Below are 16,834 nucleotides of genomic sequence, written 5' to 3' on the forward strand. Positions count from 1 at the left end.
GATTATGTACACTCTCTATATATTCACAATATCGAATATATAGAGAGTGTACATGTCACTCTTCGGCTATTTACTACCGCTTATCGGAATATATTCTTATAAATGAATATATTTTTTTCATTATCTCTTATTTATATTAAATTACCTCCATTTTTCACAAATTTTCGTTCATTGTTCTGATACCAAGCACACCTTTTCGCAGGTATTCGTTACTTATTAAAAAGGTGTGGCAACCATGTAGATCATTAATGAGACACTTTATATTTCAATAGGTAACACAATCTGCACTATCAGCCCTTGGACACCATCAAGACGATTATAAACGTCAATTTGGCCTTTATGTGCCAGCACCACGGCATGGACGATCGCTAGCCCTAGCCCATAGCCGCCAGTGTCGCGGTGACGCGCCGAGTCTAGCCGTACAAAGGGCTGAAAAATACGCTGCAAGTCTTGCTCTGCAACGCCGCCGCCCTCGTCTATGATGCGGATTTGAATGGCAGGTTTTTTGCCATCTATCTTTGCTGGTTTAATCTCAGCCATAACCGTTGAATCAGCTGCTGTGTGCATAAAAGCATTACGAATGACGTTTTCAAGCGCACTATGTAACTGTTCTTGGTTGCCCTTTACCGTCGACTTTAGGGTTGGTGGCTGCCAGTGCCAATGGACGTTTTTGTGCTGAAATTCAAAACAAACATCTTGTCCAATCTCACTAATAATTTCGGAGACATCAACCCAGTCATTTTCTACATTATCAGTGGTGTATTGCTGCATCTGTAGCGACTGGATATGAATGATTTGTTCGATTAGCTCATTCATCCGCGCAGACTCTTTGTCGATACGGTCGAGGTAGCGATTGGCATTGGGGGCAAAATCTCGCGTCAGCTCGGTCGCCACATCAAGGCGCGCTAAGGGCGAGCGCAGCTCATGCGAGATATCACTAAGCATTTGCTTGCGCGCCAGCTCACTCTCAGCCAGCCGCCTTGATAGCTTGGCCACGTCTTTTGCCAATAGACCCAGCTCATCATCGCCCATTTTTGCCAGCTGGGTATCCGCCTGATAATCGCCAGCAATCATGCGATGTACCGCATGTTGGACGCGGCGCATACGCTGGGTCAAGGTACGGCTAAGCCAAACACAGACCAAGACACTAAAGAAGATAATTAGCAGCAAACGTACCGAAAAATTATTCCGTTGCAGCGCGACGACATCGGCAAAACGCAGGTGCGGACGCAGCTGTATAATGACAGACTGACCATCTGGCAGCGCGACGGTCTTATCCGCCAGCTCAGGGCGCATCTCGGGGTCTGCTATCGTGCGCTGAGACATCATCGATTGCCAGTAAGGATTACGAGTGTTGTTTGGCATACTGGCAGTATCGTCAGAGCGGTGATGATCTAAGGCGGGTGCGTTTGGCATGGCAGGCATTGATGGCATCGGATGCATGGGCGCACGCGGCATAACTTGCCTGCCGTCTTGACGGTCCGCTTGGTCTCGATAACGCGGAAAGATAATAGCGCCTTGCCCGTTATAGACTCTGATTTGACTCATCAGCCGCCGATCATCACGGTACATCTGCCTGACTGATGCAAAATCGCCCGCTTGCAACGCGGCAGCCAGCTCATTGCGTTTAATCAACAACTGCTCAATCTGCACTTCCATACGCGCGGTCAGCGCTCTTTCAACCAGTATCCGCTCTACCACGATGGACAAAATAGAGGTGAGTAAGATCGTCAATAGTAGACTCAAAAACAGCCGCCAAAACAGCGTGATTCTGGGTCGAAAGGTAGGAGTATTTGCGGAATATGTCATTACAGTACCAGCTGATAGCCTTTCCCACGAATCGCTTTGATCGGCTCATCATGAAAAGGTTGGAGTTTTTTGCGCAGCCGCGAGACATGCACATCAAGGCTGCGGTCGAAGGGCTGTAGCTCACGCTGCAACACATGCTCTGATAGCCACGCTTTACTCACCACCTCGCCTTTTTTCTTGAGCAAGGCGAGCAACAAGTCAAACTCGGTGCCTGTCACTTGTAGCTCTGTCCCGTCTATCTGACAGAGTCGCTGGTTTTGATCCAAATGTAATCGACTCTCAGGTAGCGGCATGTGCTCTAACGTACTATCAGAAGCACTAAGACGGGTGCGTTTTATCACCGCATTGATACGTGCCAACAGCTCACGCGGATTGCAAGGCTTGGTAATATAATCATCCGCGCCAAGCTCAAGCCCAATGATACGATCAATCTCCTCGCCTTTTGCCGTCAGCATAATGACCGGAATATCACTGATGGCCGGCAATTGCCGCAGTACACTGAGCCCATCGATTTTGGGCATCATGATATCGAGTACCAGCAAATCATAAGCGGTGGCAGTGCTGGTGTTTTTGAGTCTTTGCATGACCGCTTCACCATCGTGTACGCAGTCACAATCGATATCATGATTTTGCAAGTATTCTTGTAATAACTGGGTCAACTCTTCGTCATCATCGCCGAGTAGTATGTTTGGCACTGCTTTCTCCTGAAGCCTAAGGTCGCTTTGTTGCCTATATTATCAGGCATGGACTTATCATAACGCCATAAACGTTACCTTTCTTAATACTTCATAAAGTATCGCAACCTTTAACTGTCGTAAGATAGCACCTATCAATCACTTGTCGCACTTATCGCCATACTGGCAAGATAAGGTATTTATTGTTTATTTACTCAAATTATAAAAGGATTGTATGATGAAAAAACTACTTATGGGCACAGTATTGGCCACCTCTAGTGTATTTGCTGTCACCGCCTGCACCAGTGTCAATGCAACGACTGACACCGTACCTGCCACCAGCAAAATGCAAAAGCATCATCAAGGCGGCATGAAAGAAGGTATGCACAAAGGTGGCATGCACAAAGGCGATATGAAAGGCGGCATGCGAGGCCCACTGTCACAGCTAGATTTGAGTGCCACGCAGCAAGCACAAATCAAAGCCATCATGGAGGCCAAACACGGCGACCGTAACGCTGAGCGCGCGCAACACAAAGCAGAACGGGCGCAGATGCATCAACAAATGCAGGCATTGACCACTGCCAGCACGTTGAATACGGCCGCGCTTAACCGCCTAGCGGATCAGCAAGCGGCTAAAGTCAAGCAGCGTTTTATTGAGCATGCTCAGACCCAGCACGCCATCGCGCAAGTGCTAACGCCGGAGCAACGCGCCAAACTTGCCAAACTGCAAAACGAGAGAATGGCAAAAATGACAAAAGGTCAGCATGGCCAACCGCATCAGCATCAAGGCATGTAGTAGTTATTACTGCCCGCTACACCATTCAGAAAAAGCGCATCGTGATAACGGTGCGCTTTTTTGTATAATTCTGATGATAGCTCAATACCTTTTAATCAGTACCGCCCAAACGCTCTTGCGACAGCGGTAGCGCCTTAAATATCATCTTGCCTATCGCCGTGCCATTACCATCGCGATAGTATTGCATCAGCTCGCGACCATACTCGCGCGCATCAACACTATTGCGCGCATTTGGTACTTGTACATCACTTGGTAAGTTGGGAAATGCAGCGTCTTTTGGACGAATAGCAGAATACTGCTGCATGGCATCTATCACGACACCTTTATGCTGATTGGTCTCGCTAGGAAACTCACGCCGCAGATGCTGCCAGATGAGACGGCCACGTTTATCAATGCCGTATAGCGTTTGCACGTTTGACGTCTCTGCACCAGTATCTACTGTACGGCTGGCGACCGTATCATCAGCGGCGTCTATACTGTTTTTGATTATTGTCAGTACTTGCTGTACCAAGGCCTTACTGGTAAAAATGTCAGGCGCTATATCAGAAGCACTGTCAGCACCATCAGCACTGTCATTGACAAGCTCTGGATACTGCTCGCTTATCCGCTCATAAAAACCACGCATATACTCTTGATATGACTGCTCGTGACTGGTCGCGCTTTGAGTACGGCGGATCACTTGCTCACTTGCCAGCATTGCGGGCATCTGGTGCGCTGGCAGCTTAGGAGATAGCGCAGTCAAAGACGTGGCCGCGACGTACTCAAACTGACTTGCTGGCGCTGCGGCAAATGCGGCATCGAGCGCGGCAAAATGATGGGTGATCACTGCTTTGCCAAAGCCTTTGGGTAACGTGCCATCGTCCAGCGTGACTTTGAGCCATTTGTTTTGCCATGTCGTGCCAAGTTTGTCGTCCAATAGCTTTGAGTTAATCATCGCAAAATTGTCCGCCCATAGATAAATATCACCGTTTTTAAAATCGATATAGACCGGTTGGTTGAGGCTACTTTGATGATTACGCGCTTGGTATTGGGCACTGGCAAGCATGGTCGCTTTGCCCGCCATCGGCTGATACACGCCTTGGGCGTTGATAGACAACGGTTTTAGTAGATAGGCATCGAGTAGCTTTGCTTTTTTGATACCCTGTGCGGTTGGCTGCGCGTCATAATTATCAAACAACTTTTGGTAATCAGCAGGCACACTTACCTCACTGTCGTATTGGCTGTCTTGCCATGCTTGATAGGCATCCGTACAGGCTAGATAGGATTGTTTGATGGTCGCACGCTGAGCGTCATATATTGTCGCCGATATATCTTGCTTTTGTCCTTCTGCCTGCGCCAATAATGCCGCATAGGCCTCGTCATGCGTATCTTCGCAGTATTGATAGATATCATCAGTAGTGACTGGGTTGTTAGCACCATTGTTGGTAGTGCTTTGAGCCGTTATACCGTCAAACTGCTGCTTATTACTAATCTCAAGGTTGCTATGATAACGAAAGGACTGGCGACGCTGCGCTTGTAGCGCGCTTGCGACGGCTGTTTTGGCAGCTACTGAGGTTTGGGTAGCCGTCATGGCATTAGACTGTCCAAGGCTGGTCGATTGACACCCTGTCAATAACGCCGCGCCTGCGACAAGCGCGCTGGCAAATACCGCATGACCATTGATAGTAGTAGATGCACGTGGCGGGCGGCTGGTATGAGTTTGCTGGGATTTTTTCATTTTTTATCCTTAATAGGGAGAGTTAACAAGACAGACCTACTGATCCGCTAGCTTGCTATCGATGCCATACTTGGCCGCATCGTCATACAATGCTTCATCGTTGTCGTTCCAGTCCTCACTATTACCACTGTCATAAACGCCACCCTCTTCATTAGTATTATCAACATCGTAACGATCTTCATCATCATACTCGTAGTCATAGCGTGTATAACGAGCGCTTTGCAGTCTGTCTTTTTGTTGGCGTATTTTCGCAAGCCACGCGTTGCCGTCGATGGCAGGCTGGGCATTTGCCCCAAAAGACTCAGCCAATAAAGGTGTGAGCGCATGGTCGTTAAAGCTGGCTTTATCATAACGCACTTGGTTGAGTACGCTGGTGGTCGCACCCATCAAATCGCTACCGACATTTAGCCGTTGCTGCTTGGCCAGTAGCTGATTTGCGCGATCCAAATAGTAGTAGTTTGTTTGATTAAAGGAGATGGGACCGATCGCTTCAATCAGCTGTAGCAGTGCGCCGACATCCGCGCTTTGATAGCCTTTATGGTATAGCTGCGCCTTAGCAAGTGCAGCTTTTAGCATCGCTCCATCAGGATACTGTGACGGATTGGCATCGACATGCTCTTGTAGTGACTGGGTCATATATTTTAGGATTTTGCCGACCAGCTCACCGCCTTGCTTACTACCGATATATAACTTGACAGCATGGCTGGCCCCCACTTCTTTGGCAAATGCGTCATTACGTATATCAACGGCGCTGAAATACTCTGGTGCCAGCTCGGCCATACTCTTCTGTATCGCAGCAAGCGCAGCATCATACAATACCGTAGGCGGCAGCTGCTCGGTGATGCCCTTAGGCAGACCAAAGCTGACCGTATGAGAGGCCATCTCCTGAGGCAGCGGGGTATTTTCAGGACTGGCCAGCGCCACAATCGGCATGATGGCCGATGGGTCTACCGTGATACGACTGTCATTAAAATCCAGTGCGAGCGGTATCTGTATGGATGAGCTAAGCGTTGGGCTGACATAGTCATAACTATAGACGCTACGTAGCTGGCGCTGTTTGGGTCTGAATTGGCTGACGCTATTAAATGTCAAATGCTGATATTGATAGGCGTTGGTCGCAGCGATTTGCTCAGGTGTGCGATGCAACATAGCAAGCATCTGACCGATGACGCCGGTAGTTGGCATCGGTTTGTCATCGCTCGCCACTGGCTGCTGCTTGGCGGCTTGCATGGCTTCATAGCTCTTTAATAATGCCTTGGGTTTGACATCTTGCACGCCCGGTATCAACCCATCGTCTTTAGTATTGGCGCTATACTCATCATCATCAGCAAACGCTTCATCTGCATCGTCAGCAAACTCACTATTATAATCAGCAGCTTCGTCGTCTATCGCTTGCTCTTCTTGATACGCATAAGTTTCGATGATGGTTCTTAGCAGACTGCTCGCGCCAGCATCGATACTGTCTGGATCGATAAAGGGTGCCATATGATAATTGGCCTGCGCGACGGCCACGTGCTCACTAGCGAGATGCTGACGAATGGCAGCAAGCAAACGTGTCTTTGCCTGATTCTCCGTATTGGGATAGCTCTGCTGGTCAAACAGTTGCTCATAGCGCGCAGAGTTGGCTTGTAGACGGTCAGTAAAGACGCGCCCCTGTGCTTGGTTTACTGCACTGTCTGCGACCTCAAAGTCGATGAGCGCATCTGATACCGCGCCTGAGGAGACGCCAGCGCTTGTCTGACAGCCCATCAATACCAATGACGTACCACCAAGCAGCAGCGCATAACCGGTCGCCGTCAGTGTACGTGATAAATTTCGATGTTTGTTTTTATGATAAATCGCCGCAGGCGCAGTTACCTCATGCAGCTGCGACCTACAACCAGAATGTCGACTGCTATGATTGCTATGAGTAGATGACATAAAAGTCCCTTTATTTAATGGGTAAAATAAGGATAAACGCGTATGATATTTATAACACAAAGCGTTACAATTTAGTAATATTAGCGTGCGTTTATAGGCAAAAGTCTGTATTGTTTTTATCTATTAGAACCTGCCCTCTCATATTTTGTATTTTTATATATAAAAAACCTCTTACTCAGACTTATGAAATATTCAAACTTTACCACTCACATAAAAAGGACTTTGCCATGCCAAATCTGTCTGGCCACTCTCAACCACCCATCATCACCACATTAAAATCTGCGATGCTCATTGCTAGCAGTACATTATTGCTATCTGTATCAGCGCACGCGCTTGAACCAGTAACACCAACTGATGCCAATGTGATAAATAACACCTCAATCAACACCAGTGCGATCAATCTGGCGATCATGACGGACAATCCTACGGTTTTGTCTGAAACCAAGCGCATCACACCAGCGCAAACCAATACGCTGACATCCACAACCAATAAAACAAAAACCGAGCAAGCTATCTACTCCGAGGATGCCATTCATCATCCCGTCTGGGCCAAAAACGGCATGGTCGCAACTCAAGAAGCATTGGCCTCTGATATTGGCTTACAGATTCTAAAAGACGGTGGTAATGCCGTCGATGCTGGCGTTGCGGTGGGTTTTGCCTTAGCCGTGACACTACCTCGGGCGGGCAACATCGGCGGTGGCGGTTTTATGATGATTTATGATGCCGAGCAGGGCGAAACGGTAGCGCTCGATTATCGCGAAAAAGCCCCAAGCAGCGCCTCGCGTGATATGTATCTGGATGAGGACGGCAGTGCGGTAAGTGATTTGTCTCGCTTTCATGGCTTAGCTGTCGGCGTACCAGGGACAGTCGCAGGACTGCTCAAAGCGCTAGAAGACCATGGCACCATGAGCCGCGAGCAAGTGATGGCACCGGCTATTTCACTTGCTGAAGATGGTATAGAAGTCACCGCTGGCTTGTCGGAGTCACTAGAAGCCTTAAGCGATCGCCTACAAAAGTGGCCCAGTACCAAAAAAGTGTTTTTTAAACCTGATGGCAGCGCGTATCAACCTGGCGAGCGCCTTTATCAGCCAGAGCTTGCCCGCTCGCTAAAGCTCATTGCCACTCAAGGTGCTGATGGCTTTTATAAAGGTGAGACCGCGCGCAGTATTGTCAAAGCCGTTAATGATGCTGGCGGCAGTATGAGCTTGCAGGATTTGGCCAATTACGAAGCCATCGCTCGTACGCCTGTGACAAACGACTACCGTGGTTATGAGATCGTCTCGATGCCACCGCCCTCCTCTGGTGGTATTCACATCGTGCAGATACTTAACATCTTAGAAGGCTATCGACTAAAAGACTATGGTCACAATAGCGCGCAAACCATTCATCTAATGGCAGAAGCAATGCAACTGGCTTATGCTGACCGTGCAGAGTATTTAGGGGATTCAGACTTTATCGATGTACCAGCCAGCGGCCTTACTTCTCAAGCCTATGCCGATCAGCTGCGCACCTTGATTGATCCAGACAAGGCCACGCCAGCGAGTACGATTAAAGCCAACAACCCATTACCCTACGAGAGCGACCAAACCACGCATTTCTCTATCGTGGATAAAGACGGCAATGCAATCGCCAATACCTATACGCTGAACTTCTCTTACGGCACCGGTCTGGTTGCAGACGGCACGGGCATATTACTAAACAACGAGATGGACGACTTTTCTGCCAAGCCTGGCACGCCAAATGGCTATGGGCTACTAGGCGGTGAGGCAAATAGCGTAGAAGCCAATAAGCGGCCGCTATCCTCGATGAGTCCGACGTTGGTATTTAAGGATGATAAGCCTTATATCGTGACTGGCAGCCCCGGCGGTAGCCGCATCATCACCACCGTCACCCAAATCATCTCCAACGTTATCGATCATGATATGAATATCGCAGAGGCAACGCATGCGCCGCGCATCCATGACCAATGGCTGCCTGATGAGATACGAGTAGAAAAAGCACTGAATATCGATACGATCAAAAAGCTAGAATCCATGGGACACACGGTCAGTCCAAAAGCCGCTATGGGCTCAACACAGTCGATTATGATAACGCCAAATGGTGTCTACGGCTCCTCTGATCCACGTATTGTCGATGCAGCGGTGGTTGGGTATTAAGTTAACTTTTTGGTGTCAAATACGCGTGGCGAAACTGAGTAGGCGATATGCCTGTGAACTGCTTGAACTGGCGGCTAAAAGCACTGTGATCGCTGTAGCCGCAGTGCAATGATATCTGAGTCACTGACATTTCAGGATTAGCCAATAACTTCACCGCATATTCCAAGCGTAGCTTTTGTACAAACTGCAGCGGCGACATACTGAGCACTGCCTTAAACGTTCGCTCTAGCTGCGACACGCTCAAATTAGCCAATTCCGCTAGCTGAGCCACATTAATTTTTTGATCGAGGTTAGCTCGTACAAACTGAGCAACTTCTGCCAGGCGAGCGTGTTTACGTAAAACACGCTCATTATCTTCATCGATATCGACCGATATCCCAACCATCGCAACTATTTGTTGGTTGTTATTATAAATAGGCAGCTTATTGGTAATACACCACCCTAATTGACCAGACGCATAACTGTGCAGCTCTAAGTTGTCGACAATCGACTTTCCCTCGCGCAATACCTTCATATCTTGCACCATATAGTCTTTGCCCTGATGATGTGAAAACACCTCTTCTGTGGTGAAGCCTATAATGTCTGCATGCTTATTCAACTGACAACGTTTTAACAGCGTTCTGTTTGCCAGCTGGTAACGCGCCTGCTCATCTTTTACAAAAAAGACAATCTTGGTGAAATTGTCAATCAAAGGCAGCAATAGCGATATATTCCCAACAAATTCATCCATACTTTCTGGGCAATAAGACGTAATACTCTCTTGTAGTGACATCACAAGTTCAGTGTTTTCATTTACTTCATCAAGCATAGCGCTTCCTTGTTCTATCAAGCTGAATAAACATATTAAACGTTAAAAAACTCTATACGCAATTACTCTCATATTCTATGACACAAAGCTTATATAACAGCATCCACTGACTATATTTATGAAAAAAAGTCATGTCTTATTTACTCCAAAAATATATTACAACCTTACTAGTGTACACCTGAATACTATGCAGAAATACGCATTTATCCATGAAAAAACAGCAAGACGCTCCATTCAAAAACGTCCATTCTATATATAGACCTTAGCAATTGCGGATTAATGGATGACTGCAAGCTATGCTTGCATTAGCTCTATTGCACAACAATGGAATGTAACTTTTTCAAGGATGAATTAAGGTACCCGTCATGTCTTCTACATTATTTAACTTTAAAATTATCGACTCACATACTGGCGGTGAGCCTACTCGTATGGTCTATGACGGCTTTCCTGAGCTGGTCGGTGAGACCATGCAAGATAAGCTGCATTATTTCAAACAAAACTTCGACCATCTGCGCCAAAGTATCATTTTAGAGCCACGCGGCAATGATGTCCTTGTCGGTGCACTACTCCTTCCTGCAAATGATCCTAAAGCCACAGCGGGCGTTATCTTTTTCAACAATGCTGGTTATTTAGGTATGTGCGGGCACGGCACGATTGGTGTCGTCGCATCGCTGGCTTATCAACAAAAAATCACGACTGGCACACATTGGTTTGAGACCCCGGTGGGTTTAATCAAAACAACCTTGCATGATGATGGCAGCTGTAGCATCCAAAACGTCCCTTCTTATCGTTATAAAAAACAAGTTGAGGTTCAAGTTCCTGAATTAGGCCTTATCCGTGGCGATATCGCTTGGGGTGGCAACTGGTTCTTTTTAGTCAGTGAGCATGGACAAGACATTCAAGCAAATAATGTCGCAAAACTGACTCAAGTAACCATGCAAATTAAGCAAGCCTTAATCACTGCTAACATCGCTGGCGAAAACGGCGGCGAGATTGACCATATCGAGCTGTTTGCCGATAGCAACGATGCTCAAGCAGATAGTAAAAACTTCGTCCTATGCCCAGGTGCGGCGTACGACCGCTCACCTTGCGGTACCGGCACCAGTGCCAAACTGGCCTGCCTTGCTGCTGACGACCTCTTAGCGCCTGGTCAAATCTGGCGCCAACAAAGTGTCGTTGGCAGCGTATTTACCGGCAGCTACCAATATGCCACTGATCTCAGCAATACAGAGTCTACAGCCTACCCTGAGCACACGATTATCCCAACCATCTGTGGTCATGCCCATGTCTGCGCCGAGACCACACTGATTGTACAAGAAGACGACCCATTCAAATGGGGCATTTCTTGCTAAACACTTGTTATGTCCTTATTAAGCAATTGCTAAAAAAACTATTAAGCATATGCGAAACCATAGATAGCAATAAATTGGTCAGCCAATGTTTATGCATGAGTATTATCGAGAGATCCTATGAGCACCTCACACTTCGGCATTCATATTATTGGTGGCGGCATTATCGGTCTTGCGACTGCAGTGACGTTGCAAGCGCGAGGCACCAAGGTCGCATTACTCGACGCCAATGAAGTCGGTCAAGGCGCATCATTAGGTAACGCCGGTCATATCGCTGCCGAGCAGGTTTTTCCGATTGCCGATGCAAGTATGCTTCGCCATATCCCAGCTATGCTCTTTAACCCAACAGGGCCATTACGTATAGACTGGCGCTATCTGCCGCGCTTAATGCCTTGGGCAATGCAATTGCTCATGAACATGCGCCCTGAGCCATTTGAGCGCATTCATCAGGCATTGATGACCCTTAATCAGAGCAGCATTCAAACTTGGCAGGATTTTGCTAATCAGTGGCAACTAAACGATTGGGTACATATTGAAGGCTCATTATTAACGGTTGAAAAACCCGTTAGCGTGTCGTTATTAACCGCACATGGCAACCGTCTTAACGAGATTGGTGTGGCAAATGAGTTACTCAGTCAAAAAGAGCTGTTGGCGCGTGAGCCTGCCTTACAAGATAACCAGTTGGCGGCGTTGTTCTTTCCAAATACCGGTCACATCACCAATCTAAAAGCCGTCATGAAACAGCTTCACAGTACCTTTAGACAATTAGGGGGTCATACGATTGAAGATTGCCGTGTACTGGATGCAGCCGTGCATCCAGACGGTATTCGTCTAACCACCAGTCAAGGCGATATGACAGCATCTAAGGTCATGCTATCTGCCGGTGCTCATTCAAAAACATTGGCGAAAAAACTCACTGGTGTGACGGTACCGTTAGATACCGAGCGTGGCTATCATCTAATGCTACCGCATGAGCCGCAGCGTTTGCAGATACCCGTATCCAGTATGGATCGGCGCTTTATTATGACACCGATGCAAGAAGGCTTGCGTTTGGCTGGCACTGTGGAGTATGCAGGACTTGACGCGCCAGCAAATATGAGGCGAGCTCACATGTTATTGCAACAAGCGCAGCCCATGTTAAAAGCACCATTAAATGCAGCAGACAGTGTGCCTTGGATGGGTTTTCGACCTTCAACAGCGGATTCACTACCCATCATAGATAGGATTGACAAGGTGTTTTTAAACTTCGGGCATCAACATTTGGGCCTAACGCAAGCTGTCGTCAGCGCACGCATGGTCGCGGAGCTATATTTTGATGAGCCGCCTGTGATAGATCCAAAACCATATCGACTTAACCGTTTCAAATAAGCAGTTTATGACTGCCGTGTAGCAAGCAAAAAACCAACCGATTCAATATTGAATCACCATTATTTAAATCACTACTAACAAGGAAAGACTTATGAATATTAATGGAATCTTAGTCCCAATCGTTACCCCATTTGACCATAACGGTAACGTTGATGCGCAAAAACTAACGGCACTGGTCGAAGCCTTTATCGATAAAGGCGTTGCTGGTATCGTCGCTTGCGGCACTACTGGTGAATACTACACGTTTTCGGCAGCTGAGCGTGAGTTGGTGTTGACCACTATTGCTGAAGCTGCAAAAAACAAAGTGACCCTTATCGCTGGTATTAACAGCTTATCAACCGATCATTCTATTGAGCTTGCCGCACAAGCAAAAACCTTAGGTTATGACGGTCTCATGCTATCTGCGACGCCTTATAGCTTACCTGAGCAAGATGGCATCATCGCTCACTTTGAAAAAGTGGCCGACGCCAGCGAGCTGCCAATCATCATGTACAACTTCCCGGACCGTGTCGGCGTTGCCATTGAATTTGACACGGTTGCTCATCTAGCCAAGCACCCTAACATCGTCGGCGTGAAAGAAAGTAGCGGCGACTTTAGCCATGCGCTACGTATGCTACAAGCTGATTTTGATGACTTTGAAGTGGTCTGTGGCTGTGATGACCAACCCGTTGACTTCTTCTTTTGGGGCGCAAAAAGCTGGATCGCAGGCGCAGCAAACGTCTTTCCAGCCGAACAAGTCGCTCTGTTTGATGCCACCCAGCAAGGCGATTGGGATAAAGCCAAGCAAATCATGAGTGAGATTTATCCTGCCATTCATTCTATGGAGTCTGGCAACTACAACCAAAAGGCCAAAGCGGGATGCTTAAACGGCACTATGGATGTTGGCTCAGTTCGCGTACCACTCACGGACATGCCAGCAGATGAGAAATCAGAGTTTTTAGCATTGCTGTCTAAATAGCACTCAGCTTAGTAAAAGGACTGTTAAGGATAACCAACGCTAAATTTGATGCCGTAGTTAAACTGACGGCATCAAATTTAGCAAACAAGGATTAGAAAAATGAGCACTAAAGAACAAATCACTAAAGAGCAAGTATTCGAGCAAGCAAAACAACAAAAACTATGGGCGGGTCACTTAATCGCCGCCGAAAATCTATCAACAGAGACCTTAGACAATTACACGCCTATTGATAACAGCGTCATCGGGCAAATCGCCTCAGGTAACGCCGATGATGTTGACATTGCCGTCAAGGTCGCACGCGATAGCTTTGAGAATGGTGAATGGCGCCGTCTAGCACCAGCTGAGCGTAAAGCCATCATGCAGCGCTGGTGTGCGCTCATGCACGAACATAGCGAGGAACTTGCAGCATTAGATTGTGTGGATGCGGGCAAACCCATTACCGAATGCCTAAATACCGATATCCCAGCGACCATTGAGACTTTTGAATGGTACGCCGAGGCCGCTGATAAGGTTTTCGGTAAAGTCGCTCCAACTGGCAGCGCCGCTTTAGCTCTCATCGTACAAGAGCCTATTGGCGTCGTCGGTGCGGTGTTACCTTGGAACTTTCCAGCCCAAATGTACGCTTGGAAAGTCGCCCCTGCTCTCATCTCAGGCAACTCCGTCATTGTCAAATCCGCTGAGCTGACCTCCCTATCCGCCTACCGCTTAACCGAACTCGCCTACGAAGCTGGCGTGCCAAAAGAAGCCTTACAGCTGGTCTGTGGTCTTGGGGAAAATGTCGGTGCAGCACTCGGTCAGCATATGGATGTCGACATGGTGTCATTCACTGGCTCAACAGAAGTCGGACGTCTGTTCTTACAATACGCGGCACAAAGCAATTTAAAGGAAATCGTCTTAGAGTGCGGCGGCAAGAGCCCGCAAGTCGTCTTTGATGACGCCGTACTTGATGACGCCGCCATCAACGACATCTTGTCTGCAGCGTTTTGGAACATGAGTGAAAACTGTAGCTGCGGCTCACGTTTGATCGTACATAGCAGCCAAAAAGCCGCTTTACTTGAAAAACTTAAAGAAGGTCTAAAAGACTGGAAAGTTGGCTCACCTTATGATTCAAGTACTGCCATTGGCCCGATGATCGAAAAAGCACATTTCGACAAGGTGAGTCATTATCTACAAACCACCAAAGATGAAGGCGCCACGCTTGTGGCAGGAGGCAATATCCATTCAGAATTGGGCAGCGGTTGGTATGTCGAGCCTACTATTTTTGACAATGTCAGTCCCGACATGACTTTGTTTAATGAAGAGGTATTTGGTCCCATCCTTGCCGTCACTAGCTTCGAGACTGAAGAAGAAGCCATTAGTCTTGCCAATCAGTCTAGCTATGGTTTGGCGGCGTCATTTTATACTCAAAACATCAAGCGCGCGTATCGAGTCGCTTCAGCCATCAAAGCGGGCACTGTCTCTATCAATGGCTTTTCAGAAGGCGATATCACCACGCCATTTGGCGGCTATAAACAGTCAGGATTCGGCGGACGTGATAACGGTCTAGAAGCGTTAGAGCAATACACACAGACTAAGACTATTTGGGTGGTCAATTAATAGAGCTTTGCAACACGTACGGTCATATTAACGCGCTTAATGTGACCGTATTTCATATCAAAACAATTGAATTCTTTAGTCAAACTTACAAGGAAGTAAGGTCATGGAAGCAATTATTAACGCCATAGTCGGCTATATCTGGAGTGATGCGTTAGTTTATTTGGCACTCGGTGTCGGTATTTATTTTACAATTATGACCCGCGGTGTGCAGTTCCGCCATTTTAAAGAGATGATCAAGTTATTATTTGACAAGCAAACTTCACATAGAGGTATTAGCTCATTCCAAGCCTTTTGTATGGCGTTGTCGGGTCGTATTGGTGTTGGTAACATTGCTGGGGTTGCCACGGCCATCGCAGCTGGCGGACCTGGAGCTGTATTTTGGATGATTGTGATGGGGCTGCTGGGCGGTGCAAGTGCCTTTATTGAATCCACTCTTTCGCAGGTATACAAAGACGATGTAGATGGTCAGTACCGTGGTGGTTCGCCATTTTATATTGAGCGCGGCCTTAAGATGAAGCCTTTTGCCATTGTCGTTGCTGCCGTTACTTGTCTGTCTTATGGTGTATTGGTTCCCGGCGTTCAAGCCAATACCATCGCTGACTCCTTTCAGACCGCTTTTAATATCCCCTCTTCGGTGACTGGTATAATTATTGTGGCGCTATTGGCCATTATTATATTTGGTGGTGTAAAACGCATTGCCAGCTTTGCTGGTACTATTGTACCTTTTATGGCGATTGGTTATATTTTAATGATGGTCATCGTCTTAGCCTTTAATGCATCCAACATACCTGCCATGTTTGCCCTTATCTTCAAGAGCGCCTTTGGAATGGACGCTGTCTTTGGCGGCATCGTTGGTACTGCTATTTCTTGGGGCGTACGCCGCGCGGTATTCTCCAACGTCGCCGGTGCTGGCGAGGCGACTTTTAGCTCCGCTGCTGCTGAAGTATCACACCCAGCCAAGCAAGGTTTGGTGCAGGGCTTTTCGATTTATATTGACACCGTTCTCGTCTGTACCGCGACCGCACTGATGATCTTATCTACAGGTATGTACAATGTCATTCCGGCAGAGGGCATGACGTTGGTTGAAAACATGCCAGGTGTGGCCGCTGGTACCGCATTTACACAAGCGGCGGTATCAACCGTATTTAGCCAATATGGCAGTGGCTTTGTGGCCATTGCTATCTTCCTATTTGCTTTTACCTGCTTGATAGCTTATTACTATATCGCCGAAACTACCTTGGTATTTTTGGATAGCAAGCTGCGTTATCCTGTATTAAAGCCAATACTAAAAATTGTATTTTTGATCATCTGCTTTGCTGGTAGTGTGCAATCAATCGGCATGATGTGGGCACTTGGTGATATTGGCTTCGGTAGTATGTGTTACTTAAACTTCATTGCTATCCTACTGCTTAGCAAAACCGCATTAAAAGTTCTAAAAGACTACGATGAACAGAAAAAATTAGGACTTGATCCAATGTTTGATCCTAGAAAAGTAGGTATCGAAAACGCAGATTTCTGGATAGAGTATAGTGATAAGTACGGCAAGCGTTAAGTATTGGTAAAAAACCTCGTTTTACTTCCTCTCAAAGCCTTTTATATCAGCGTAATATAGAAGGCTTTTTTCATATCAGCACCTGCCAGCAAAGACAGGCTGTTTCTTATGCTCCCCACCGAAGCTATAGC

The 16,834-nt window shown here is 47.3% G+C and carries 12 protein-coding genes; 7 read left to right on the top strand and 5 right to left on the bottom strand.

Annotated elements, in window-relative coordinates:
• Window positions 1-258: 258 nt before the first annotated feature.
• A complete protein-coding gene (locus tag ACNFVB_RS07710) occupies window positions 259-1,809 on the bottom strand; it encodes a sensor histidine kinase (RefSeq protein WP_430737095.1) in 1,551 nt (516 codons plus the stop codon).
• Entirely contained in the window at window positions 1,809-2,504 is a 696-nt protein-coding gene (locus ACNFVB_RS07715) for a response regulator transcription factor (RefSeq protein WP_105245891.1), read from the bottom strand. The genes ACNFVB_RS07710 and ACNFVB_RS07715 overlap by 1 nt, the downstream gene beginning before the upstream one ends.
• Window positions 2,505-2,718: 214 nt before the next feature.
• On the opposite strand from ACNFVB_RS07715, the gene ACNFVB_RS07720 reads away from it, so the two are divergent.
• On the top strand, window positions 2,719-3,279 hold the full coding sequence (locus ACNFVB_RS07720; RefSeq protein ID WP_430737096.1) for a Spy/CpxP family protein refolding chaperone: 561 nt from the start codon (window positions 2,719-2,721) through the stop codon (window positions 3,277-3,279).
• A gap of 91 nt (window positions 3,280-3,370) precedes the next feature.
• Here the strand turns inward: ACNFVB_RS07720 and ACNFVB_RS07725 are convergent, their stop codons facing one another.
• A complete protein-coding gene (locus ACNFVB_RS07725; protein WP_430737097.1) occupies window positions 3,371-4,996 on the bottom strand; it encodes a hypothetical protein in 1,626 nt (541 codons plus the stop codon).
• Window positions 4,997-5,032: 36 nt separating this feature from the next.
• The gene (locus ACNFVB_RS07730) at window positions 5,033-6,916 is read right to left on the bottom strand and encodes a hypothetical protein (RefSeq protein WP_430737098.1); all 1,884 of its coding nucleotides are present in this window, start codon (window positions 6,914-6,916) and stop codon (window positions 5,033-5,035) included.
• 227 nt (window positions 6,917-7,143) lie between these two features.
• Between ACNFVB_RS07730 and ggt the strand changes: the two genes are divergently transcribed.
• Complete coding sequence (ggt, locus tag ACNFVB_RS07735) at window positions 7,144-9,072, top strand: gamma-glutamyltransferase (RefSeq protein ID WP_430737099.1); 1,929 nt, start codon at window positions 7,144-7,146, stop codon at window positions 9,070-9,072.
• Between the two features lies 1 nt (window position 9,073).
• Here ggt and ACNFVB_RS07740 read toward each other — a convergent pair whose 3' ends face one another.
• The gene (locus ACNFVB_RS07740) at window positions 9,074-9,880 is read right to left on the bottom strand and encodes a helix-turn-helix domain-containing protein (RefSeq protein WP_430737100.1); all 807 of its coding nucleotides are present in this window, start codon (window positions 9,878-9,880) and stop codon (window positions 9,074-9,076) included.
• Between the two features lie 365 nt (window positions 9,881-10,245).
• Between ACNFVB_RS07740 and ACNFVB_RS07745 the strand changes: the two genes are divergently transcribed.
• The 5 genes from ACNFVB_RS07745 (at window position 10,246) to ACNFVB_RS07765 (ending at window position 16,703) form a co-directional block, all read left to right on the top strand.
• Window positions 10,246-11,232 carry a proline racemase family protein gene (locus ACNFVB_RS07745; protein WP_430737101.1) on the top strand — a complete coding sequence of 329 codons (987 nt, stop codon included), beginning with the start codon at window positions 10,246-10,248 and terminating at the stop codon, window positions 11,230-11,232.
• Between the two features lie 117 nt (window positions 11,233-11,349).
• Window positions 11,350-12,597, top strand: coding sequence for an NAD(P)/FAD-dependent oxidoreductase (locus ACNFVB_RS07750; RefSeq protein WP_430737102.1), 1,248 nt, complete (start codon window positions 11,350-11,352; stop codon window positions 12,595-12,597).
• 91 nt (window positions 12,598-12,688) lie between these two features.
• The gene (dapA, locus tag ACNFVB_RS07755) at window positions 12,689-13,555 is read left to right on the top strand and encodes a 4-hydroxy-tetrahydrodipicolinate synthase (protein WP_105245905.1); all 867 of its coding nucleotides are present in this window, start codon (window positions 12,689-12,691) and stop codon (window positions 13,553-13,555) included.
• Between the two features lie 99 nt (window positions 13,556-13,654).
• On the top strand, window positions 13,655-15,151 hold the full coding sequence (locus ACNFVB_RS07760; protein WP_430737103.1) for an aldehyde dehydrogenase: 1,497 nt from the start codon (window positions 13,655-13,657) through the stop codon (window positions 15,149-15,151).
• Between the two features lie 103 nt (window positions 15,152-15,254).
• Window positions 15,255-16,703, top strand: coding sequence for an alanine/glycine:cation symporter family protein (locus ACNFVB_RS07765; protein WP_430737104.1), 1,449 nt, complete (start codon window positions 15,255-15,257; stop codon window positions 16,701-16,703).
• Window positions 16,704-16,834: the final 131 nt, after the last annotated feature.

The organism is Psychrobacter sp. VH5 (genome assembly GCF_050572635.1).
Taxonomy (GTDB): Bacteria; Pseudomonadota; Gammaproteobacteria; order Pseudomonadales; family Moraxellaceae; genus Psychrobacter; species Psychrobacter celer.

What these genes read in the sequence shown, in the direction of transcription:
- ACNFVB_RS07760 (WP_430737103.1), top strand. Translation starts at nt 13,655, where the DNA reads ATGAGCACTAAAGAACAAATCACTAAAGAGCAAGTATTCGAGCAAGCA.
- ACNFVB_RS07710 (WP_430737095.1), bottom strand. Translation starts at nt 1,809, where the DNA reads ATGACATATTCCGCAAATACTCCTACCTTTCGACCCAGAATCACGCTG.
- ACNFVB_RS07765 (WP_430737104.1), top strand. Translation starts at nt 15,255, where the DNA reads ATGGAAGCAATTATTAACGCCATAGTCGGCTATATCTGGAGTGATGCG.
- ACNFVB_RS07725 (WP_430737097.1), bottom strand. Translation starts at nt 4,996, where the DNA reads ATGAAAAAATCCCAGCAAACTCATACCAGCCGCCCGCCACGTGCATCT.
- ACNFVB_RS07740 (WP_430737100.1), bottom strand. Translation starts at nt 9,880, where the DNA reads ATGCTTGATGAAGTAAATGAAAACACTGAACTTGTGATGTCACTACAA.
- ACNFVB_RS07745 (WP_430737101.1), top strand. Translation starts at nt 10,246, where the DNA reads ATGTCTTCTACATTATTTAACTTTAAAATTATCGACTCACATACTGGC.
- ggt (WP_430737099.1), top strand. Translation starts at nt 7,144, where the DNA reads ATGCCAAATCTGTCTGGCCACTCTCAACCACCCATCATCACCACATTA.
- dapA (WP_105245905.1), top strand. Translation starts at nt 12,689, where the DNA reads ATGAATATTAATGGAATCTTAGTCCCAATCGTTACCCCATTTGACCAT.
- ACNFVB_RS07750 (WP_430737102.1), top strand. Translation starts at nt 11,350, where the DNA reads ATGAGCACCTCACACTTCGGCATTCATATTATTGGTGGCGGCATTATC.
- ACNFVB_RS07720 (WP_430737096.1), top strand. Translation starts at nt 2,719, where the DNA reads ATGATGAAAAAACTACTTATGGGCACAGTATTGGCCACCTCTAGTGTA.
- ACNFVB_RS07730 (WP_430737098.1), bottom strand. Translation starts at nt 6,916, where the DNA reads ATGTCATCTACTCATAGCAATCATAGCAGTCGACATTCTGGTTGTAGG.